Consider the following 20,762-nt stretch of genomic DNA (forward strand, 5'->3'; position numbering starts at 1 on the left):
ATCATGAGCATCGTCACAACATCGACAGTCAGTTCCACTCCCATGATCAACAAGCGCGTGGTTGTCGACTGGCTGGGCATAGCGCCCTTCCTAATTTTCGCGCTGCTGTTTCTGATTTTGCCGACGATCTATTTGGTCGCAGGCGCGTTTCTGACGCCTGACGGCAGCCTGACGCTGAAGAATATCGGCGACTTGTTCACGCCGACGATTATGAGCGCCTATTGGATCAGTATCAAAATCTCGGTCGCTTCGGCGCTCGGCGGCGCGATCATCGGCTTTTACCTGGCTTGGGCGCTGGTCCTTGGCGGGCTTCCCAGCTGGATCCGTCACGCCTTCCTGACCTTCTCAGGGGTCGCATCGAATTTCGCCGGCGTGCCGCTGGCCTTCTCGTTCATCGCCACCCTGGGCCGCCAGGGTCTGGTCACGATATTGCTCGCTCACTTCGGCTTCAACCTCTACGGCACCGGCTTCAACCTGCTGAGCTTCTTCGGCCTGACCATTACCTACATGTACTTCCAGATCCCGCTGATGGTGCTGATCATTACACCTGCGCTCGACGGCATGAAGAAGGAATGGCACGAAGCGGCTTCCATTCTCGGCGCAACCAATGGACAATATTGGCGGATGGTCGCCCTGCCGATCCTCTGGCCGAGCCTGCTTGGCACGACGCTGCTACTGTTTGCAAATTCGTTCGGCGCCATCGCGACGGCAATTGCACTTACCGGCAGCTCGCTGAATATCGTTCCGATCGTGCTCTATGCGCAGATCCGCGGCGACGTGCTGCACAATGCCAATCTGGGCTATGCGCTTGCGCTGGGCATGATCGTCATCACCGGTATTTCAAACGTCATTTATATCTTGATGCGCATGCGCGCTGAACGGTGGCAGAAATGAAGCTGCAAAAATTCTTTGCCTGGATCGCCGTTGCCATCGGCCTCATCTACTTCCTGGTGCCGCTCATCGGTACACTGGAGTTCTCGCTGCGCATGCGGCGCAACGCTTACAGTTTCGACGCCTATGCCTCCGTCTTTTCGGATTTCGGCTTCATAACGGCCTTTGGCTTCTCCATGTTGATGGCGCTTCTGACCATCATCTTCGGCATGTTGCTCGTTGTGCCCACGGCCTATTGGGTGCGGTTGCGGTTGCCTCAGCTTCGGCCTGTCGTAGAATTCATCACCCTGATGCCGCTGGTCATTCCGGCCATCGTCATCGTATTCGGCTATCTGCGACTGTATAATTCGTCGTCGATCCTGCCGCTGACCGGCTATAATTCGACGACGAACATTCTGCTCGTCTGCTCCTACATTGTATTGTCATTGCCCTATATGTATCGTTCGGTCGATACGGCGATGCGTACCATTGATGTCGGCACGCTGACGGAGGCTGCCGAAAGCCTTGGTGCAAAATGGACAACCATCATGTTCAAATGCATCTTTCCAAATGTCATGAGCGGTGTGCTTTCCGGAGCTTTCATCACCCTTGCGATCGTCATGGGCGAATTCACCATGGCATCGCTGCTCAACCGTCCGGCATTCGGGCCCTACATGCAGCTCATGGGCGCCAATAGAGCTTACGAGCCCTCTGCCCTAGCCATTATCGCACTTGCCGTTACCTGGCTCAGCATGGGCTTGCTGCAGCTCGTTTCCCGTTTCTCAAAATCCGCTCCGATTAAGGCGTAAGGCTTCTCACCATGGCTTTTCTCGAACTCACCCACATCAAGAAGTCCTTCGGCGACATTCAGGTCGTGCACGATTTCAATATGCAAATCGAAAAGGGAGAATTCATCTCCTTCCTTGGACCGTCGGGCTGCGGCAAGACGACCGTGCTGCGCATGATCGCCGGTTTCGAAACGCCGACCGCCGGCACCCTGTCGATCAACGGCAAGGATCAGCGGGCGTTGAAACCGAACCAGCGCAACATCGGCATGGTGTTCCAGGCCTACGCGCTGTTCCCGAACATGACGGTGCACGACAACGTCGCTTTCGGCCTCAAGGTGGCCGGCATGGCAAAGCCCGACATCGACAAGCGCGTCAAGGAGATGCTGGCTCTCATCAAGCTCGATCATCTGGCCGGCCGCTATCCCTATCAGATGTCCGGCGGCCAGCAGCAGCGCGTGGCGCTCGCCCGCGCCATCGCCGTCAAGCCGCAGGTCCTCCTGCTCGACGAGCCGCTCTCGGCCCTTGATGCCAAGATCCGCATTTCGCTGCGCGAAGAAATCCGCGCCATCCAGCAGCAGCTCGGCATCACCACCGTTTTCGTGACCCACGATCAGGAAGAAGCCCTGTCGATCTCCGATCGCATCGTCGTCATGAATGCCGGTCGCGCCGATCAGATCGGCACGCCTTTCGAGATTTACAACACGCCGGCAACCCGCTTCGTCGCTTCCTTCGTCGGTACGCTAAACCTGATCGAAGGCAAGGTCGTCGATCCCGATAGCAACCGCATCATGATCGGCGATCAGGGTGTGACCCTGAAGCAGTCGGTGACGGCCTATAAACCGGGCGACACCGTATCACTCGCCCTGCGTCCGGAAGCCGGTTCGCTGGCGGAATCGGCCAAAGGCGATACGGCTCTCACGGGCGAAGTCTCTTCGGCACACTTCCTGGGTTCGGTCATTCGCACCCGCATGAACGTTGCTGGCAACACGATTTCCTTCGACATGTTCAACAGCCCCGGGATGATGCCTCCGAGCGTCGGCGAGAAGGTGACGCTGCGCTTCGCCTCCTCCGATCTGCTCGTGATTCAGGATTGAGAAAGCACCGTGCGTCGCAGGGTCATTTTGGAAAATTATTCGCGGACGCCGGGTCAGAAACCCGGCGTTTTTCTTTGATTTTCATGAGAGAAAGCATTTATAGTCCGGACGTTCTCAGGGCGGGGTGCAATTCCCCACCGGCGGTATGGGGAGTTTCCTCGAGCCCGCGAGCGCCTTCCGAGCTTTCGGAAGGGTCAGCAGATCCGGTGAGATGCCGGAGCCGACGGTATAGTCCGGATGGAAGAGAGCAAGCAGGATCGCACCTCCTCCGCGCGAGGGATGCCGCGATGTTGCGTGTTCGCCCAAGGGATATTTGACAACAACCCTTGAAAGGCAAAATTCATGACCATTTCGATTTCTACCCAGCCGAGCCGCGTCGCGATCATTCGGGCTCGCTGGCATGCCGATATCGTCGATCGCTCGGTCGACTCCTTCGTTGCCGAATGGCAGACGACGGAAGGTGCGTCGCCGATCGATATCTTCGACGTGCCCGGCGCCTTGGAAATTCCGCTGCATGCTCAGACGCTCGCCCGCAACGGCCGTTATTCCGCAATCGTTGCCACCGCTTTCGTTGTCGACGGTGGCATCTATCGCCATGAATTTGTCGCCAATACGGTTCTTGATGCTATGATGCGCGTCCAGCTGGACACCGGCGTGCCGATCCTGTCGGCAGTCCTGACCCCGCATCACTTCCAGGAGTCGGAAGCCCACATCCAGTTCTTCAAGGAACATTTCATCATCAAGGGCCGGGAAGTCGCCAGCGCCTGCCGCCATATTCTCGCAGAACGCGCCAAGCTGCTGCCCGCTGTCACAGTTTAAGCTTAGCATAGTGGAGGCGCGGCATCTGCCCGCCTCCATGTCCACCAGGGAGAAACGTCAGTGACCGTCCTACGCATCATCCCGAACCTGTCCGCCGCCGATCCCGCCACGGCCCGTCTTTTCTACCACGACCTGCTCGGCCTCGACATCGTCATGGATCACGGCTGGATCCTGACCTTCGCCTCTGAAGCGGCAACAGTGCCGCAGATCAGCGTCGCCAGCGAGGGCGGTTCGGGAACGCTCGTCCCCGACCTTTCCATCGAAGTCGACGATGTCGATACGCTTTATCAGCGCGCCACCTCCATGGGCTTCGGCATATTGTATGACCTGACGGACGAGCCGTGGGGTGTGCGCCGCTTCTACGTCCGCGACCCCTTCGGCAAGGTGGTCAATATCCTCTCCCACCGCTAGTTCAAGCTCACGAAGAGCCTCAAGGGCTCTCCGGCGCTCTCATCGCAGATCGAGATTGAATGTGGTGCGCTCGGCCGGCCAGACCGATTCCGAATAGGTGATCGGCACTCCGTCGGTATCCGCATCCACCTTGCGCGTCACCAGCAGCGGCGCGGATTTCAGCTGGCGCAGGATCCGCGCCTCGTCGGCCGTCGGCATGCGCGCCTCGATCTCCGTCGACAAGCGCTCATAGTCGGTGACGCCATAGCTGGCGAGCGCTGCCGAGATTGTCGGATGCCTCAATCTAGCCTGATCGAAATCGGGAAAACGTTCGGCCGGATAATAGGAATCCCCCAATTCCACTGGAATACCGTCGGCCGTCATGACACCGCGACGATGGATGACCGACGCGCCGATTGCGATCTTTAAATGGGCCGCGACGCGTTCGGTCGCCGGCACGATCTCGTGAACGAGCAGCTCGCCGCCCGGTTCAAAACCTTGCTCGATCAGATTTTTGTGGAAGCGGGTGCGTTTCGACAGCGTATAGTCGAGCACGCCCCTATGAACGAAGGTTCCCCGCCCCTGTTCGGCGCGGACCAATCCGCGTTGCTCCAAGTGCCCCAACGCCTGGCGCACGGTGAAACGGCTAACGCCGAACCGCTGCATCAGTTCGGGCTCGGTCGGCAATTTCTCTCCGGGCGCGAAAGTCCCGGCGGCAATATCGGCCGCCAGGATCTCGCCGATCTGATGCCAGAGCGCGGTGCCGCCCTTTCGGTCGATCGTCTCCATATCAGATACGCTTCTCCAGCCGGAACAGCAGCTTGTATTCGGCTGGATAGCTCAACGCATCGAGAATGCTCGGATAATATTTCCGATCCTTGGTGGCACGCACAAAACCATCATAGCCGAAACGCCTGACCGAAACATCGAAGCCAGCGGCCGTGAAGGCTTCGATATAATCCTGTGGCGAGCGATCCTGCATGGGCGCGTTGCTGTTGTTGCCGATCAGCTCGAGCCACTTCGGCCAAAGCGGCATTTCATTGTGGCACCCGGTCACCGCGTAATAGACGCCCCCATTGCGCATGGCCTGGAACATTCCCTCGGCATGCTCTCGCAACTGCGGCAGCAGATAGATCACCTCATAGCTGAAAGCCACGTCGAAGCTGTCGGCAAAGGGCGCCAGGTCGGTCGTGACATGAAACTGCAGCGGCATGTTGCCTGCGGCTTCGACAGCGGCAGCCACCGATTCCGAAGCGATATCGATGCCGACACCGCGTCGGAACGGTCGCATGGCATAAAGCAGCCGCAGAAAGCCGCCACGGTTGCAGCCGAAATCCAGGACGGTCTTCGAGGAGAAATCCCGCTCCGGCACCGTCTCAATGAAGTGGCGCCAATAAGGGCTATGCGATTCTGCCATGGCGGCGTCGCCCTGCGGTTCCTTGTGCCATGTCGCGTAAGTCGTTGCTGCGCTTGTCATCATGCTCTCGCTGTTGGAGTGAACTGAACCCTTTATAACTCCACCTCATGACAGTCGCATGAATTCGTCCGGACGACTGGACTAATAATGATAATCTTTCGCGCGTGATCAGTTAGCTCCTATTGCAGGCAGTCTACCATCCATTGCACGCCGAACCGGTCCGTCAGCTTGCCGTAGTAGCTGCCCCAAGGCTGAACGGCGAGTGGCGTCGTCACCGCGCCGCCCTCAGCCAATCGAGCAAAAATCCTCTCGGTGCTCTCTCGGTCATCCATCATGAGCATATGAGCGGAACCTCTCATCGGCTCGGCATCGTGATTGTCGGAAGCGAAGAACGAGACGCCTGGCCCCTCAAAGCGAGCGTGCATAACCCTGCCCCGCATCGCTTCGTTGGCAAGCGGCACCCCATCAGCACCATGACGAACCAACAGCGTCACTTCGCCGAGCCCGCAGACTGTATAGAAGGCAAGCGCTTCCTCGCAATGCGTCGTGAAAAACAGATAATTGGCGAGTTGCATCTCCTGCCTCCCTTGTTGTCGGACGAGCGGCCCACGCAGCCGCCCGGTATCAATGCCAATTATCTCATCTCACGCGCGATGAGCTTCAACCTCAGGCGCTGCGGCGCTCGCAATAGCGCCAACCAGATCGGCATTGCTGTAGCTTTGTCCCGCAATGCCCCAAGCACCCTCAGGCGCATAGACGATGTTCGACCAGATATGCTCACGCTTGATCCGCCCTTCGGCCGCCTGCTCGACGACATCAGTCGCCCTTGCAATGAAAGCGCGCTTGGCTTCGGTGGTCGCAAGCGCGATTTCGGGCAACTTGAGTTCGATGAAGGCCGCAGCGACGGGCTTTCCGGCTGCCAGCACATGTGCGGCCGGAAGCACATTGATCGAGCCGATGACATTGGCCGTCATAAATTCATTCCCGGTCAGGCCGGCAACATCGAGGACTGCACCCGTAAGTCCGGCAAAAGCTTTTGCCTGCGCTTCGGATGAAAGCAGTCCTTCGGACACGGTAAGTGTAATGGGCATGGGGTATCTCCTTGTTGGACCTATGACGGCAATTGATATATACCGATCACTCTTTAACGATACATACCGATCGCTCTCTATGCAAGCAATAAAGAGAGATCGCTCTCAATGGAGATAGCAATGCGCTACAGCGCCGAACATAAGGAAGAGACCCGGACGCGGGTGGTCGCTGCTGCAGGGCAAGTCTTTCGCAGGGAAGGCTATGGCGGCGCAGGCATCGATGCACTGACGAAAGCGGCCGGCGTTACCAACGGCGCCTTCTACGGACACTTCAAGTCCAAGAGCGAAGCGTTTCGCACTGCAGTCGTGGAAGGATTGGAAGAATTGCGCCAAGCGATCCTGACGCTCAGGCAAAACCAGCCGAAAGACTGGTTGAAGGAGCTCGCCAGCTTTTACCTCGGCTACAAGCGGACTTGCGATCTCGGTGACAGCTGCACACTGCCAAGCCTTTCCCCCGATGTCATGCGTGCCGATGAGGAAACGCGCCGCGCCTATACGGTGGAATTGAAAAAACTCATCGCCGATGTCGCCGCCGGCCTGCCGGGGAGCACAAGCTCTGGTGAAACGACGGCAGAGGATCGTGCCATCGTTCTTCTCGCTACGCTGAGCGGTGGTCTGACGCTTGCCCGCGCCGTCTCCGATCCCGCCCTTTCCGTCCACATAGCCGAAGTCATTGAGCGGGCTGCTCTGACAGCGGGCGATCCTCCGCGGCCGCAAAGCGAATGACGATGCAACTCAAGCGGACGAGATGCAGCCGAGACGGAGCCTATTGCCTCGTCTCGGTGGGGCCATTCACGCCCGGATCGCCTTGTCGTTCACATCGAAACGATGCATCTGGTTCGCATCCGGCGTCGCATAAACCATTTCGTCCGGCTCGTATTTGTGTTCACCGAAGAGACGCGCGGTGAGTAGACCGGTGGCCTCCGACTCCAGATAGATGATGGTGTCCGCACCGAGATGCTCGACGTGGATGACTTTGGCGGCCCATGTGCCCTGATCGCGTGATAGCGTGATATGCTCGGGGCGGATGCCGACGGTCTTGGCGCCGCTTTCGCCGAGACGCTCGGCCGCGATGAAATTCATCTGCGGCGAGCCGATGAAGCCGGCAACGAAAGTATTGGCCGGGCGGTTATAAAGCTCCATCGGCGAGCCGATCTGCTCGATCGCACCGGCATTGAGCACGACGATCTTGTCGGCAAGCGTCATCGCTTCGACCTGATCGTGGGTCACGTAGATCATCGTTGCCTGCAGGCTGCGATGCAGCCGGGCGATTTCGAGGCGCGTCTGCACACGCAGCGCCGCATCGAGATTCGACAGCGGCTCGTCGAAGAGGAAAAGCTCCGGTTCGCGCACGATGGCGCGGCCAATGGCGACGCGCTGGCGCTGGCCGCCGGAAAGTTCCGATGGCCGGCGGGCGAGATAGGGCGCAAGTGAGAGCATGCCAGAGGCCTTTTCGACGCGGCTGTCGATCTCGGCCTTCGGCGTGCCGGCCTGCTTGAGGCCCAGGCCCATATTGTCCTTGACGGTCAGATGCGGATAGAGCGCATAGGACTGGAAGACCATCGAGATGCCACGCTTGGCGGGCGGCGTCACAGTCACATCCTGGCCGTTGATCAGCACGGCACCGGAGGTCACGTCTTCGAGACCTGCGATGCTGCGCAGCAGGGTCGACTTGCCGCAGCCGGAAGGACCGACGAAGATGACGAACTCACCATCCTTCACCTCGAGGTCGATGCCCTTCAGCACGTCATGCGTACCATAGGCCTTGCGGATGGATTTCAGTTGAAGCGATCCCACAGTCTTTTGTCCTTATAGATAAACGGGCTTGCCGGTGCGCACGCTCTCATCGGCAGCGAGGCATATGCGCAGAGATTGAACGGCATCAGTCATATGACGATTGAGGTCGAGATCCTCGCGGATGGCCTTCAGCATGAAGGCCTGCTCGAAGTTGCACAGTTCCTGGTGACCCGGTTCGCCGTCCATATGCAAGTCCTGATCCGGCCGGATGAACTGGCCGTCGGGTCCCGTTTCAGCGCTATGCAGCCGGATGACGGATGTCTTCGTATGCATGTCGATATCGTCGGACTTGGCGTTCTGATCCATGGCGATCGAAACCGAGCCGTTCGGCGACATGACATCCTTCACGAAGAAGGCCGTCTCCGAGATCATGGGACCCCAGGCGGCCTCGTACCAGCCGACGGAACCGTCTTCGAAGATCACCTGCAGATGGCCGTAATTATACATGTCCGGCTTGATCTCCTGCGTGAGCCGCAGGCCCATGCCGCGCACCTCGACGGGCTTGGCATCGGTGATCTGACACATGACGTCGACGTAATGCACGCCGCAATCGACGATCGGCGACGTCATCTGCATCAGCGCCTTGTGTGTCGCCCAGGTCGGGCCGCTCGATTGCTGATTGAGATTCATGCGGAAGACATAGGGGCCGCCGAGCTTGCGCGCTTCGGCAATCAACCGCATCCACGAGGGATGATGGCGCAGGATATAGCCGATCGTCAGCTTCTTGCCGGCTTTCTTTGCCGCCGCGACCACACGCTCGGCATCTTCGACCGTCGTGGCCAGCGGCTTCTCGACGAAGACGTGGCAGCCGGCTTCGAAGGCCATGACGGCGAAATCGGCATGGCTGTCGGAATAGGTATTGATAGAGCAGAGGTCCGGCTTCAGCTCCTTCAACGCCGTCTCGAAATCCGGATGGACCGTATATCCCCGCAACTCCTCGGGCAGCTCCCGCTTGGAGCGGTTGACGAGGCCGACGATCTTGAAGCCCGGATTGTTGTGATAGGCCAGCGCATGGCTGCGGCCCATATTGCCAAGGCCGGCAACGAGAACGCGGATCGGCTTTTCATATAGGCTCACTTGACTGCTCCGGAGGTAATGCCGCGAATGAGTTGGCGCGAAAAGATGACGTATAGGATGAGGATCGGCAGGATAGCGAGCGTCAGCGCCGCCAGCACCGCATTCCAGTTGGTGACGAACTGGCCGATGAAGATCTGCGATCCGAGCGTCACCGTCTTTGTCGCCTCGCTCGGCGCCAGGATCAACGGGAACCAAAGATCGTTCCAGATCGGGATCATGGTGAAGACGGCAACCGTCGCCATCGCCGGGCGAACCAGCGGCAGGACGAGGCGGAAGAAGATCGCATATTCGCTGAGGCCGTCGATGCGGCCGGCATTCTTCAGGTCGTCAGAAACCGTCCGCATGAACTCGGACAGGATGAAGATCGCGAGAGGCAGACCCTGTGCCGTATAGACAAGGATCAGCGCCGTCAGCGTGTTGACGAGGCCGGCGGCCACCATGCCCTGCAGGATCGCAACGGTGCCGAGGCGGATCGGGATCATGATGCCGATCGCCAGATAAAGGCCCATGACCGTATTGCCACGGAAGCGGTACTCCGACAGCGCGAAGGCGGCCATCGCGCCGAACAGCAGTGTCAGGATGATCGAGACGATCGTGACAATAAAGCTGTTCTGGAAATAGGTGAGGAAATCTCCCTGCTTCAGAACGGTATCATAGCCGATCATGCTGAAGGAGGACGGCGTCGGAACGGTCAAGGGCGCGCGGAAGATCGACGCACGATCCTTGAAGGAGTTGATGACAGTCAGAAACACCGGAAAGATGGCGACCAGCGTATACGCAATAAGTGCCAGATGGACGAAGCCGGTGCGGACAAGGGAAGTGCGTGCCTTGGACATGGAGCGCCCTCCTCAGAACTGGTAGCGGCGGATGCGCCGCTGCACGATGAAAAGATAGAAGGAAACGCCGGCCAGAATGATGAGGAACATCACTGTCGCGATCGTCGCGCCCATCGAGCGGTCACCGAGCTGCAGCTGGAAGCCGAAGAAGACTCGGTAAAGCAGCGTGCCGAGAATATCGGTCGAGCCATCCGGCCCCGCCAGTGCGCCTTGTACGGTATAAACCAGGTCGAACGCATTGAAATTGCCGACGAAGGTCAGGATCGAGATGATGCCGATCGCTGGTAATACCAGCGGCAACTTGATCTTCCAGAACTGGCTCCAGCCGGTGATGCCGTCACATTCGGCAGCTTCGATCACCTCTTCGGGGATGTTGAGCAACGCGGCATAGATCAGCATCATCGGAATGCCGACATATTGCCAGACCGAGATAAGCGCGACGGTAACCAGCGCCGTGCTCGGCCTGCCGAGCCACGGGGCGAAGAACGATTTCAGACCGATGACATTCAAAAGCTCAGGCGCAACACCCCAGAGCGGCGAGAGGATCAGCTTCCAGATGAAGCCGACGACGACGAAGGAAAGCAGCGTCGGCAGAAAGATGGCGGTGCGGTAGAATGCGACGAAACGCAGCTTCGGTAAGGACAGGAGTGCAGCCAGCGCCACACCGATCGGATTCTGCACGCACATATGGATGGCGAAAAAGATCAGGTTGTTGCGCAGCGCATTCCAGAAATCGTGAGACCAGCGGTCATCGCCGAACAGGACCTTGAAATTGTTCAGGCCGACGAAGACAGATTGATTGTCGACGACGTTGTAAAGCGACAGCCGCAAGGTCTCGATCAGCGGCAGGATCATGACCGCCGTATAGACGACAAAGGCCGGGAAAAGGAAAACGAGGATGTGCCAGCGCTTGGAGCGCCTGATCGGCGTTACGTCAAGGGCGTCTGATGTCGCGGCGTCGCTCATGGCTTTCTGCCTGTTTTTCTTGGCTGCCTGATGAGACGGCAGTGCAAAGGTTCAAATCCGCCCGTTGCCCCGGCTCTCTGGCCGGCTGGAAGCGACATCAGGCGTGTCGAATGTAACGGCGAAATAATCGCCAATCCAATTACTCAAGATAACGAAAAGGGCGAGGCGCCTGAATGGCCCCTCGCCCACATCATGCGATGCTTACTTGCCTGGCTTGTACCAGCTGTCGAGGCCCTTTTGGAGCTTCTCGGCAGCCTGTTCCGGAGTGTCCGTGCCGTTGATCACGTTTGCGGATTCGGTCCAGGTTTCATTTTCCAGGTTCGGCGTGCCGCGCGACAGGATCTGATAGGTGGAACGAACCGTCGATTTGTGATTGTCACGCCAGGAAACGAATTCCTGGGCGAGCGCATCGCTCATCTTCACCGGATGCGAGTTCAGGCTGAAGAAGCCCGGCAGCGAGTTGGCATAGATGGTTGCAAACTCGTCGGAAGCGACCCAGTCGAGGAACTTCTTGGCTTCTTCCTGGTGCTTGCTCTTCGTATTCAGGCCGACGCCGATATCCGGATGGTCGGAGATGTAGGCGGTGTCGCCAGCCTTTGCGACCGGCGGCGGGAAGGCGCCCATCTTGAATTGCGCTTGGGTGTTGAAGAGAGCAATTTCCCAGGAGCCGGCCGGATAGATCGCAGCCTTGCCGAGCGTGAAGAGGTTCTGGCTGTCGGCATAGCCCTGCGCTTCGAAGCCGTCGCCGAGATAGGGCTTCCACTTGGCCAGTTCCTTGTAGGGATCGACCCACGGAGCGTCCGTCAGCTTTTCCTTGCCCGCGATCAGGGCCTTGCGGCCTTCCTCACCCTTCCAGTAGTTCGGGCCGATGTTCTGGTAGCCCATGGTTGCGGCTTCCCAGAGGTCCTTCGTGCCCATCGCCATCGGAATGTAGGTGCCATCAGCCTTGATCTTGTCGAGAACGGCGAAGAACTCGTCACGCGTTGTCGGTACCTTCAGGCCGAGCTTGTCGAAAGCGTCCTTGTTGTAGATGAAGCCGTGGATGACCGAAGCCATCGGCACGCAGAAGGTCGACTTGCCATCATCGGTCGACCAGGCAGCCTTGGCGACAGCCGAGAAGTTTTCCATGCCCTTCAGCTTAGTCAGATCGACAAGATGCTTCTTGTTGAAGAGGTCAAGCGAGGCGTCGAACGGACGGCAGGTGATGATATCGCCCGCGGAACCGGCATCGAGCTTGGCGTTCAGCGATGCGTTGTATTCGGTTGGAGCGGTCGGCGAGAAGACAATCTTGATCCCCGGGTTCTTCGCCTCGAAAGCCGGGATGATCTTTTCCTGCCAGATCTGCAGGTCGTCGTTACGCCAGCTTTCGACCGTCAGCGTCACATCGGCCGCATGCGCCAGGCTGACGGAAGTCAGCAGGCTCGATGCAAGAAGCAAGCCTTTCAGAACATTGGTTTTCATTTCCCTCTCCTGTTTTCCGCGCCATGGCAAGGCGCTGTTCTCGATCTGAAAATCCGCTGGCCTGTCCGAGGAGACGGTCAGCGCTCCATAGGGACCGCCAATATTGCCGACCCCTCCATGCAAAAGGCTTCAGAGGCTTTGCCCGATCGGCCCAATCAATTGCCGTCGCCGCCACTAGACGGAGACACAGCAAGAACCACGCGGGAAAATTATGACGAACGTCGAAACGGGATCCTCCTGATCCCTAACGGCCTGGCGCAACGACGAGATGCGCGCCCTTCCGCCTCACTTACCGGCTGTTGTTTTTCTGCCGGCTTTGCCGATGTCCGTTCGCACTGTTCCCTTGGACCGAATTAAGTCCAAAAAAATACCAATTGTCCAGCCGAATTTAACTTTCGGATGCAAAAAGATTGGAGCTCATTAATTTAACAAGGCAATTCAATGGGATAAAAACAATCAAAAATGCCTGCCTTGCCTATTGGTAAATGGTATTTTTTTGGTATTGTATGGAAAAACGGGGAACAGGCGGCATCCGGAGGCGTGATGGGGCAGTTTGCAATTGGTATCGATGGCGGTGGCACGAGTTGCAGGGCGGCTGTCATAGACGCTGCGGGAAAGGTGCTCGGCACCGGCAAAGCCGGCGCGGCGAACATCCTCTCCGATCTGGAAAACTCGCTGATCCATATCGTCGCCTCGGCAAAGCAGGCCTTGATCGATGCGAACCTCGCCTCTGACCTGCTGCGGGAATTGCCTGCCGTTATCGGAACCGCCGGGGCCAATGTCGGCAATTATGGTAAGCAGGTCGAAGGCGCCCTGCCCTTTGCGAGCACGCGTGTTGTCACCGATGCGACCATTGCCCTTCAAGGCGCGCTTGGCGACGCCGATGGCGTTATCGGCGCCTTTGGCACCGGCTCCGTCTACAATGCCCGCCGCGGCGGCAAAAGCTGGGGCATCGGCGGCTGGGGGTTTGTCGTCGGCGATCAGGCAAGCGGCGCACGCCTTGGTCGCGATCTGCTCGAAAAAGCGCTTCTGGCTCATGACCGGGTGACACCCGGCTCAGCGCTGACGGCATCAATCATGGCGGAATACGGCAATGATCCCGAACGGATCGTCGAATTTGCGCACGCCTCCAAGCCCAAGGATTTTGCCCGCTATGCGCCTGTTATCTTCGAATATGCCGGAATGGAGGATGCGGTCGCCATCGACATCGTGAGAGCTGCGGCAAAATCGATAACCGAAAGCCTGGACGCGCTGCTTTGGCCGGAATGCCCTTCGATCTGCCTTCTCGGCGGCGTCGCTCAGGCCTATCGTCCCTGGCTCGACGAGCGTCACAGGGCGATTCTCGCCGAACCCAAGGGCGATGTCTTGCGCGGCGCCGTGGAACTGGCAGCAAAATTGCTGCGGGGCGGAGAGGAAAACAGGGCATGACCGAAGATTTGAGTGCAATCTTCTCGCCGGAGCGCCTTTCCGTGGGCGGCACAGGCCCGCTCTACGTCAAGCTGCGCCGCACGCTCGAGGAGGCAGTGAAGGTCGGGAGGCTGAAGCATGGGGATGCACTGCCGCCGGAACGTGACATTGCCGAATTTGCTGCGGTCAGCCGCGTCACTGTCCGCAAGGCAATCGACGACCTCGTCGCCGAAGGCATACTCGTCCGCCGCCACGGCTCGGGCACATTCGTCGCAAAACCCGTTTCAAAGGTGGAGCAGCGGCTGTCGCAGCTGACATCCTTTACCGAGGACATGGCGCGGCGCGGGATGACAGCTCGCTCCGAATGGCTGCATAAGGGGATCCACACGCCCTCCCCGGATGAGATGATGATCCTCGGCCTTGCCGCCGACACCAAGGTATCGCGGCTGAGCCGTCTCCGCATTGCAGACGACCAGCCACTGGCGATCGAGCATGCCAGCGTCTCCGGCGAATTCCTGCCGGATCCGTCTGTCGTGACCACATCGCTCTACGCAGAGCTGGAAAAGCGTCAGGTGCGCCCTGTTCGTGCGGTGCAGCGCATATCCGCGACCAACATGAAAGAGGCCGATGCGGGCTTGCTCGGCGTTCCCGTCGGCGCGGCCGGCCTTTCGATCGAGCGCATCTCCTATCTCGGTTCCGGCCGCGCAGTGGAATTCACCCGGTCGCTCTATCGCGGCGACGCCTATGATTTCGTCGCGGAACTGACGATTGGCGCGAATTAGCTTACGTCTGCAAGACAGTAAAAATCCCAGAATCAAAAAAGCGCCACCCCAACCGAATGGCTGAGGTGGCGCTTGTATAGAGAATCAAATTCTAAGCTAAACTCGGCAAGTCTTTGACATGACTCGCGATCAGGCCGCGTCGTCGACCGCGGCCTCGCGCTTCTCCGGCACATAATTGAGAACCGGACCCAACCAGCGCTCCACCTCGCCCACGGACATACCCTTGCGGGCAGCGTAGTCCTCGACCTGATCGCGCTCGATCTTGGCGACACCGAAATAGTAGGAAGACGGGTGAGCGATATAAATGCCCGAGACGGAAGAACCGGGCCACATCGCATAGCTTTCCGTGAGCTTTACGCCCGTTGCCGCTTCGGCATCCAGCAGGCGGAAAAGTGTATCCTTCTCGGTATGGTCAGGCTGCGCCGGATAGCCCGGTGCTGGACGGATGCCAGCATAGGCTTCTTGAACGAGCTCCTCGCTCGTGAAATTCTCATCCGCGGCATAGCCCCAGAACTCTCGACGCACCCGCTCATGCATCCGCTCGGCGAACGCTTCGGCAAAGCGGTCGGCCAGTGCCTTGACGAGGATCGACGAATAATCGTCATTGGCGCGCTCGAAGCGTTCGGCAATGGCCACCTCCTCGATACCAGCCGTAACAACGAAGCCACCGACATAATCACCGACACCGCTGGAAACCGGCGCGACGAAGTCCGACAACGCGACATTCGGACGACCGTCCCGCTTCGACAGCTGCTGCCGCAGCGTATAGAAGGTTGCAAGCTCCTCTTTACGGCTTTCGTCGGTGAACAGCCTGATATCGTCGCCGACCGCGCCCGCCGGCCAGAAACCGATGACGGCGCGTGGGCGGAACCAGTTTTCCGCGATGATCTTTTCCAGCATCGCCTGCGCATCGCTGTAAAGCTGGCGTGCGGCCTCGCCTTGCTTCTCGTCTTCGAGAATTGCCGGAAAACGCCCCTTGAGCTCCCAGGTCTGGAAGAATGGGGTCCAGTCGATATATTTCGCCAATTCGGCAAGATCGTAGCTCTCGAACACCTTGGTTCCGAAGAACTGCGGTCTGACCGGCTGGTAATCAGACCACTCCACCTTCTCGGCATTCTCGCGCGCCCTTGCGATCGGCAGGCGCACCTTCTCCGCCTCGCTGCGCGCGTGGGCGGCCGCGACCTTGGAATACTCAGCCCGAACGGTATCGATATAGCCCTGCCGCGCATCCTGCGATAGCAGAGCGGATACGACGCCAACGGCACGGCTCGCATCCGTAACATAGACGGTTTGCCCCCGGTGATAACCGGGATGGATCTTCACCGCGGTATGGACGCGGCTCGTCGTAGCGCCACCGATCAACAACGGTATATCGAAGCCCTGCCGCTCCATCTCGGAAGCGACATGCACCATTTCGTCCAGAGACGGCGTGATGAGCCCCGACAGACCGATAATATCGACCTTCTCTGCGATCGCAGTTTGGAGAATCTTGGTCGCCGGCACCATGACGCCAAGATCGATGATCTCATAATTATTGCAGGCGAGCACGACCCCGACGATATTCTTGCCGATGTCGTGGACATCACCCTTGACGGTCGCCATCAGCACCTTACCGGCCGACTTCCTCTCTCCGTCGCCGCCATTGGCGAGCTTCTCGGCCTCCATGTAGGGAAGCAGCACGGCAACTGCTTGCTTCATCACACGGGCGGACTTCACCACCTGCGGCAGGAACATCTTGCCCGAACCGAAGAGGTCGCCAACAACATTCATGCCGGCCATCAGCGGGCCTTCGATGACATGCAACGGCCGTTCAGCAGCCTGGCGCGCTTCCTCTGTATCGGCCTCGATATATTCGGTAATGCCGTTGACCAACGCATGTTCGAGCCGCTTCTCCACCGGCCATTCGCGCCAGGAAAGATCCTGTGCCTTGGCCTCCCTACTGCCGGAACCGCGGAAGCGTTCGGCAATCTCAAGCAGGCGCTCTGTGCTGTCCGGACGGCGGTTGAGCACGACGTCCTCGCAGGCTTCCCGCAGTTCCGGGTCGATATTGTCGTAGACGGCTAGCTGCCCGGCATTGACAATGCCCATGTCCATGCCCGCCTGGATGGCGTGGTAGAGGAATACGGCATGCATGGCTTCGCGGACGGGTTCGTTGCCGCGGAACGAGAAGGACAGGTTTGAGACACCGCCGGAAATATGAACGAGCGGCATCGTCTGGCGGATCGTCCTCGTCGCCTCGATGAAATCGACACCGTAGTTGTTGTGTTCTTCGATACCCGTCGCAATGGCGAAGATATTCGGATCGAAGATGATGTCTTCCGGCGACAGGCCCGCCACTTCCGTCAACAGCTTATAGGCACGCGAGCAGATCTCGACCTTGCGCTCGTAACTATCAGCTTGACCTGTCTCATCGAAGGCCATGACGACGACCGCTGCGCCGTACATGCGCATCAACCGAGCCTGCTTGAGAAAATTCTCCTCGCCTTCCTTCAGCGAAATGGAGTTGACGATCGGCTTGCCCTGAACGCATTTCAGGCCGGCCTCAATAATCGAGAACTTCGAACTGTCGATCATGACCGGAACGCGGGCAATATCCGGTTCGGCGGCGATGAGATTGAGAAACTCTACCATCGCCTTTTCAGAATCGATCAGGCCCTCGTCCATGTTGATGTCAATGACCTGCGCACCATTCTCGACCTGGTCACGAGCAACGGCGAGCGCCGCCGTATAATCGGCATTGGTGATCAGCTTGCGGAATTTCGCCGAACCGGTGACATTCGTGCGCTCGCCGACATTGACGAACGGAATATCCTTGGTCAACTCGAATGGCTCGAGACCGGAAAGCGACATGAACGGCCGATGTTCGGCAAGCTGGCGCGGCGGATATTTCGAAACCGCCTGAGCGATCGCCGCAATATGCTCGGGCGTGGAGCCACAGCAGCCACCAACGATATTGACCAGACCTTCGCGGGCGAATTCCTCGACCTGAGCGGCCATCATCTCGGGCGTCTCGTCATACTGACCGAATTCGTTCGGCAATCCGGCATTAGGATAGGCGCAAATGAAGGTGTCCGCGGCCGCGGAAAGCTCCTGCAGATGCGGTCGCATGGCATTGGCTCCAAGCGCACAATTGAGGCCGATCGTGAAGGGGCTGGCGTGGCGCACGGAATTCCAGAAGGCTGACGGCGTTTGACCGGACAGCGTGCGCCCGGAAAGATCGGTGATGGTGCCTGAAATCATGACGGGCAAACGGATGCCCTTGGCCTCGAAACGCTCTTCGCAGGCAAAGATCGCCGCTTTTGCGTTCAGCGTATCGAAAATCGTCTCGATCAGAATGATATCGGCACCACCATCGATCAGGCCATCGATCTGCTCGCCATAGGCAAGACGCAAATCATCAAAGGTAACCGCACGATAGCTAGGATTGTTGACATCGGGAGAGATGGAGGCGGTCCGATTGGTCGGACCGATGGCGCCCGCAACGAAGCGGCGCTTGCCATCCTCACGCTCTGCGCGGATCGCCGCTCGGCGCACAATTTCCGCGCCCTCCTTGTTGAGGTCGTAGACCGCACCTTCCATCTGGTAGTCCGCCTGCGCGATGCTGGTGGATGAGAAGGTGTTGGTCTCCAGAATATCGGCGCCCGCCTTGGCGTAGCGATAATGTATCTCTTCAATCGCACCGGGCTGGGTCAAAATGAGAAGGTCGTTGTTGCCCTTCTGGTGGCAGGCACAGCCGACGAAACGATGACCGCGAAACTGATCTTCGTCAAAGCCAAGGCCTTGAATCTGCGTGCCCATGGCGCCATCAAGCACGAGGATTCGCTCGCTCGCAGCCTTTCGCAAGGCCTCAAACACCTCGCTGCCGTCGCGCTTCGCCGTTCCCGAACCAAAAAGATTGTCAAACATAAGCGAACTCCTCTGGCCTGATTGCGACTTCACAACCAGATCACATAAAGATATCTTTATGTCAACATATCTATGCTTTTAACCACTCGATAGCAAGAACGATGCGTCCATCCTTCCGGCCGTTTCAGGAAAATAACCGCACCATGGGCTAATTGCCGATCCGACCATGGACAACGCAGTGCCGACGACACAGTTTCGTCCATAACGCCATGACAGCGCTTTCGGGCGGCGCTATACGGCGTCAGGAAAAGAATCCATGGAGGACGGCATGAACATACAGGTTGAACCCGCAGCGCTCGGAAACTGGAGCACGCGCGCCTACCATCGGCGTTGGCTGCTTGATCAAGCGGACGCGCTTTTCGATTTCTTCCAGTACCGCGCCGTCAATCCCAAAGGCGGCTTCTACGACATGGATGATGCCGGCAAGCCGTTGGATAAGGCAAATCCCGTGCGCGGCATTCATTCGACCGCCCGCATGGTGCACTGCTTCTCGATCGGGTCGTTGCTCGGTCGTCCCGGCGCAAACGAAATTGTCGACCACGGCATGAACTATCTATGGAATCATCATCGCGACACGGAGCATGGTGGCTACTTTTGGTCGCTGAACAATGACGGCCCCGTCGATTCCAGCAAGCAGGGCTATGGCCACGCTTTTGTGCTGCTTGCTGCCTCATCCGCAAAGACGATCGGCCATCCAATGGCCGATGGCATGTTGGCAGATGTCACGGAAATTCTGAATACTAAGTTCTGGGAAGCGAAGTACGGAGCGATTGCCGAGGAATTCAATCGAGATTGGTCATTGATCGATGGAGGCACCTATCGCGGCCAGAACTCCAACATGCACCTGACGGAAGCCTTGATGGCCGCATTCGAAGCGACCGGCGACAAGACATATCTCGAAAAAGCAGAAAGTATCGCCGATCTCGTCATTCGCCGCTCGGCTGGATCCGTCGGCTGGCGCGTTGCCGAACACTTCAACGCCGATTGGGTGCTCGACAAGAATTACCGCGGCAACGAGATGTTCCGTCCATCGGGAACGACACCAGGGCACTGGCTGGAATGGGCGCGTCTCATTCTGCAACTCTGGGCGCTTGGGGAAAAGCGTCATGACTGGATGCCGGAAGCAGCCAAGGGTCTCTTCTCCCAATCCATGTCACTCGGCTGGGACAACAAGAAGAATGGATTCTTCTATACACTCGACTGGGAAGATATGCCGGCAAAGCGCAACAAGCTTTGGTGGACTGCATGCGAGGGTGCCGGTGCGGCCCACTATCTGAATGAACACGTCCCGAGCGATTTCCACGAAGAAAGCTACCGCAAGATCTGGAGCGTAATCGGCCAGGCCTTTATCGATCGTGCCAATGGCGGCTGGCATGAGGAACTGACGGAAGATCTCGTTCCCGCTCACACGCTGTTCCCGGGCAAGGGCGATATCTATCACGCCCTGCAGGCATGCCTCATCCCCCTCTTCCCGGCAACGGGAAGCTTGACCAAAGTCATCGCCGAGGCTGGCGGCAAGATCTGAAATCGGCGGCGGCGCCCGATCGACGTGCGCCACCTCGCCGCTTTATGCGAGGCTGAGATTGTGAAGCTCGTGGCCGAGAGTGAGAGCCAAGGCTTCGACAACGAGATTATGGTCTTCCCGCTGCGGCAGCCCAGAAACGGTGACGGCGCCGATGCAGCCCGTGCCGTTGACGAAGATCGGAAAGCTGCCACCAGACGCGGCATATTCGGTGCTGGAAAGCCCGTTGTCTTCGATCGTTTTGCCCTGCTGCTGCAGCCGCAACGTGCTGGCGTAGCTGCTTCGGAAGTAACGCAGCACCATGTTGCGCTTCCGACGGATCCAGTTGGAATTGTCGGGCGTCGAACCGGGCAAAGCTATGTAGAAAACCGGCATGGAATGAAGCGTGATATCGATAGCAACACCCATGTTGCGCTCGCTGGCGAGGTCGCGCAACAGCTTGCCGAGTACCCAAGCGGTCGAAAGGTCAAAAGCATCGAAACGCAGCGTTTCCTCTTGCAATTCGATTCGAGCAAGGTCCTGGTCGATCGTCATGGAAA

The 20,762-nt window shown here is 58.5% G+C and carries 20 protein-coding genes and 1 riboswitch; of the genes, 9 read left to right on the forward strand and 11 right to left on the reverse strand.

Going from position 1 to position 20,762, the window contains the following annotated elements:
- The first annotated feature begins 3 nt into the window (after positions 1-3).
- The 5 genes from AC13RC_RS12005 to AC13RC_RS12025 all read left to right on the forward strand — a co-directional run bounded on the left by AC13RC_RS12005 (position 4) and on the right by AC13RC_RS12025 (position 3,982).
- On the forward strand, positions 4-894 hold the full coding sequence (locus AC13RC_RS12005) for an ABC transporter permease (RefSeq protein WP_113332876.1): 891 nt from the start codon (positions 4-6) through the stop codon (positions 892-894).
- Positions 891-1,679 carry an ABC transporter permease gene (locus AC13RC_RS12010; RefSeq protein WP_015340397.1) on the forward strand — a complete coding sequence of 263 codons (789 nt, stop codon included), beginning with the start codon at positions 891-893 and terminating at the stop codon, positions 1,677-1,679. Before AC13RC_RS12005 ends, AC13RC_RS12010 begins: the two co-directional genes overlap by 4 nt.
- Before the next feature lie 11 nt (positions 1,680-1,690).
- Positions 1,691-2,752 (forward strand): ABC transporter ATP-binding protein, encoded by a 1,062-nt coding sequence (locus tag AC13RC_RS12015; RefSeq protein ID WP_113390578.1) that lies wholly within the window; start codon positions 1,691-1,693, stop codon positions 2,750-2,752.
- A 106-nt stretch (positions 2,753-2,858) separates the two neighbouring features.
- Positions 2,859-3,005: riboswitch (FMN riboswitch) on the forward strand.
- An 89-nt stretch (positions 3,006-3,094) separates the two neighbouring features.
- Positions 3,095-3,571 carry a 6,7-dimethyl-8-ribityllumazine synthase gene (locus tag AC13RC_RS12020; protein WP_113332874.1) on the forward strand — a complete coding sequence of 159 codons (477 nt, stop codon included), beginning with the start codon at positions 3,095-3,097 and terminating at the stop codon, positions 3,569-3,571.
- A gap of 60 nt (positions 3,572-3,631) precedes the next feature.
- Positions 3,632-3,982, forward strand: a complete 351-nt coding sequence (locus AC13RC_RS12025) for a VOC family protein (RefSeq protein ID WP_113332873.1) — start codon at positions 3,632-3,634, stop codon at positions 3,980-3,982.
- 39 nt (positions 3,983-4,021) lie between these two features.
- On the opposite strand, the gene phnF is transcribed toward AC13RC_RS12025, so the two are convergent.
- From phnF to AC13RC_RS12045, 4 genes are all read right to left on the reverse strand, one after another.
- The gene (phnF, locus tag AC13RC_RS12030) at positions 4,022-4,750 is read right to left on the reverse strand and encodes a phosphonate metabolism transcriptional regulator PhnF (protein WP_488557250.1); all 729 of its coding nucleotides are present in this window, start codon (positions 4,748-4,750) and stop codon (positions 4,022-4,024) included.
- Between the two features lies 1 nt (position 4,751).
- Positions 4,752-5,438 (reverse strand): class I SAM-dependent methyltransferase, encoded by a 687-nt coding sequence (locus tag AC13RC_RS12035; RefSeq protein ID WP_113351936.1) that lies wholly within the window; start codon positions 5,436-5,438, stop codon positions 4,752-4,754.
- A 119-nt stretch (positions 5,439-5,557) separates the two neighbouring features.
- On the reverse strand, positions 5,558-5,953 hold the full coding sequence (locus AC13RC_RS12040; protein ID WP_113390575.1) for a VOC family protein: 396 nt from the start codon (positions 5,951-5,953) through the stop codon (positions 5,558-5,560).
- A gap of 69 nt (positions 5,954-6,022) precedes the next feature.
- Positions 6,023-6,469 (reverse strand): tautomerase family protein, encoded by a 447-nt coding sequence (locus tag AC13RC_RS12045; RefSeq protein WP_113332869.1) that lies wholly within the window; start codon positions 6,467-6,469, stop codon positions 6,023-6,025.
- A 120-nt stretch (positions 6,470-6,589) separates the two neighbouring features.
- On the opposite strand from AC13RC_RS12045, the gene AC13RC_RS12050 reads away from it, so the two are divergent.
- Positions 6,590-7,195 (forward strand): TetR/AcrR family transcriptional regulator, encoded by a 606-nt coding sequence (locus AC13RC_RS12050; protein WP_145632598.1) that lies wholly within the window; start codon positions 6,590-6,592, stop codon positions 7,193-7,195.
- Between the two features lie 66 nt (positions 7,196-7,261).
- Here the strand turns inward: AC13RC_RS12050 and AC13RC_RS12055 are convergent, their stop codons facing one another.
- From AC13RC_RS12055 to AC13RC_RS12075, 5 genes are all read right to left on the reverse strand, one after another.
- A complete protein-coding gene (locus AC13RC_RS12055) occupies positions 7,262-8,266 on the reverse strand; it encodes an ABC transporter ATP-binding protein (protein ID WP_113390572.1) in 1,005 nt (334 codons plus the stop codon).
- 12 nt (positions 8,267-8,278) lie between these two features.
- Positions 8,279-9,343, reverse strand: coding sequence for a Gfo/Idh/MocA family protein (locus tag AC13RC_RS12060; protein WP_488557251.1), 1,065 nt, complete (start codon positions 9,341-9,343; stop codon positions 8,279-8,281).
- Positions 9,340-10,179, reverse strand: a complete 840-nt coding sequence (locus tag AC13RC_RS12065; protein WP_488557252.1) for a carbohydrate ABC transporter permease — start codon at positions 10,177-10,179, stop codon at positions 9,340-9,342. Before AC13RC_RS12065 ends, AC13RC_RS12060 begins: the two co-directional genes overlap by 4 nt.
- 12 nt (positions 10,180-10,191) lie before the next feature.
- A complete protein-coding gene (locus AC13RC_RS12070) occupies positions 10,192-11,145 on the reverse strand; it encodes a carbohydrate ABC transporter permease (protein WP_145316658.1) in 954 nt (317 codons plus the stop codon).
- A 201-nt stretch (positions 11,146-11,346) separates the two neighbouring features.
- Positions 11,347-12,606, reverse strand: a complete 1,260-nt coding sequence (locus AC13RC_RS12075) for an ABC transporter substrate-binding protein (RefSeq protein ID WP_113351930.1) — start codon at positions 12,604-12,606, stop codon at positions 11,347-11,349.
- Between the two features lie 543 nt (positions 12,607-13,149).
- On the opposite strand from AC13RC_RS12075, the gene AC13RC_RS12080 reads away from it, so the two are divergent.
- On the forward strand, positions 13,150-14,034 hold the full coding sequence (locus tag AC13RC_RS12080; protein ID WP_488557253.1) for a glucosamine kinase nucleotide-binding domain-containing protein: 885 nt from the start codon (positions 13,150-13,152) through the stop codon (positions 14,032-14,034).
- Positions 14,031-14,795: a GntR family transcriptional regulator gene (locus AC13RC_RS12085; protein ID WP_069612582.1), complete on the forward strand. Its 765-nt coding sequence runs from the start codon at positions 14,031-14,033 to the stop codon at positions 14,793-14,795. Before AC13RC_RS12080 ends, AC13RC_RS12085 begins: the two co-directional genes overlap by 4 nt.
- A gap of 129 nt (positions 14,796-14,924) precedes the next feature.
- On the opposite strand, the gene metH is transcribed toward AC13RC_RS12085, so the two are convergent.
- Positions 14,925-18,701 carry a methionine synthase gene (metH, locus tag AC13RC_RS12090; RefSeq protein WP_488557254.1) on the reverse strand — a complete coding sequence of 1,259 codons (3,777 nt, stop codon included), beginning with the start codon at positions 18,699-18,701 and terminating at the stop codon, positions 14,925-14,927.
- A 268-nt stretch (positions 18,702-18,969) separates the two neighbouring features.
- On the opposite strand from metH, the gene AC13RC_RS12095 reads away from it, so the two are divergent.
- Positions 18,970-20,226, forward strand: a complete 1,257-nt coding sequence (locus AC13RC_RS12095; RefSeq protein ID WP_488557255.1) for an AGE family epimerase/isomerase — start codon at positions 18,970-18,972, stop codon at positions 20,224-20,226.
- Positions 20,227-20,268: 42 nt separating this feature from the next.
- On the opposite strand, the gene AC13RC_RS12100 is transcribed toward AC13RC_RS12095, so the two are convergent.
- A complete protein-coding gene (locus AC13RC_RS12100) occupies positions 20,269-20,757 on the reverse strand; it encodes a heme-degrading domain-containing protein (protein ID WP_113332860.1) in 489 nt (162 codons plus the stop codon).
- Positions 20,758-20,762: the final 5 nt, after the last annotated feature.

The organism is Martinezella sp. CNPSo 3890, assembly GCF_057784455.1.

Excerpts from the sequence above, each read along its gene's own strand:
- AC13RC_RS12075 (WP_113351930.1), bottom strand. The coding sequence starts at position 12,606 with ATGAAAACCAATGTTCTGAAAGGCTTGCTTCTTGCATCGAGCCTGCTG.
- AC13RC_RS12050 (WP_145632598.1), top strand. The coding sequence starts at position 6,590 with ATGCGCTACAGCGCCGAACATAAGGAAGAGACCCGGACGCGGGTGGTC.
- AC13RC_RS12040 (WP_113390575.1), bottom strand. The coding sequence starts at position 5,953 with ATGCAACTCGCCAATTATCTGTTTTTCACGACGCATTGCGAGGAAGCG.
- AC13RC_RS12080 (WP_488557253.1), top strand. The coding sequence starts at position 13,150 with ATGGGGCAGTTTGCAATTGGTATCGATGGCGGTGGCACGAGTTGCAGG.
- AC13RC_RS12035 (WP_113351936.1), bottom strand. The coding sequence starts at position 5,438 with ATGACAAGCGCAGCAACGACTTACGCGACATGGCACAAGGAACCGCAG.
- AC13RC_RS12065 (WP_488557252.1), bottom strand. The coding sequence starts at position 10,179 with ATGTCCAAGGCACGCACTTCCCTTGTCCGCACCGGCTTCGTCCATCTG.
- AC13RC_RS12010 (WP_015340397.1), top strand. The coding sequence starts at position 891 with ATGAAGCTGCAAAAATTCTTTGCCTGGATCGCCGTTGCCATCGGCCTC.
- AC13RC_RS12085 (WP_069612582.1), top strand. The coding sequence starts at position 14,031 with ATGACCGAAGATTTGAGTGCAATCTTCTCGCCGGAGCGCCTTTCCGTG.
- AC13RC_RS12015 (WP_113390578.1), top strand. The coding sequence starts at position 1,691 with ATGGCTTTTCTCGAACTCACCCACATCAAGAAGTCCTTCGGCGACATT.
- phnF (WP_488557250.1), bottom strand. The coding sequence starts at position 4,750 with ATGGAGACGATCGACCGAAAGGGCGGCACCGCGCTCTGGCATCAGATC.
- AC13RC_RS12020 (WP_113332874.1), top strand. The coding sequence starts at position 3,095 with ATGACCATTTCGATTTCTACCCAGCCGAGCCGCGTCGCGATCATTCGG.
- AC13RC_RS12005 (WP_113332876.1), top strand. The coding sequence starts at position 4 with ATGAGCATCGTCACAACATCGACAGTCAGTTCCACTCCCATGATCAAC.
- AC13RC_RS12095 (WP_488557255.1), top strand. The coding sequence starts at position 18,970 with ATGAACATACAGGTTGAACCCGCAGCGCTCGGAAACTGGAGCACGCGC.
- AC13RC_RS12045 (WP_113332869.1), bottom strand. The coding sequence starts at position 6,469 with ATGCCCATTACACTTACCGTGTCCGAAGGACTGCTTTCATCCGAAGCG.
- AC13RC_RS12100 (WP_113332860.1), bottom strand. The coding sequence starts at position 20,757 with ATGACGATCGACCAGGACCTTGCTCGAATCGAATTGCAAGAGGAAACG.
- metH (WP_488557254.1), bottom strand. The coding sequence starts at position 18,701 with ATGTTTGACAATCTTTTTGGTTCGGGAACGGCGAAGCGCGACGGCAGC.
- AC13RC_RS12070 (WP_145316658.1), bottom strand. The coding sequence starts at position 11,145 with ATGAGCGACGCCGCGACATCAGACGCCCTTGACGTAACGCCGATCAGG.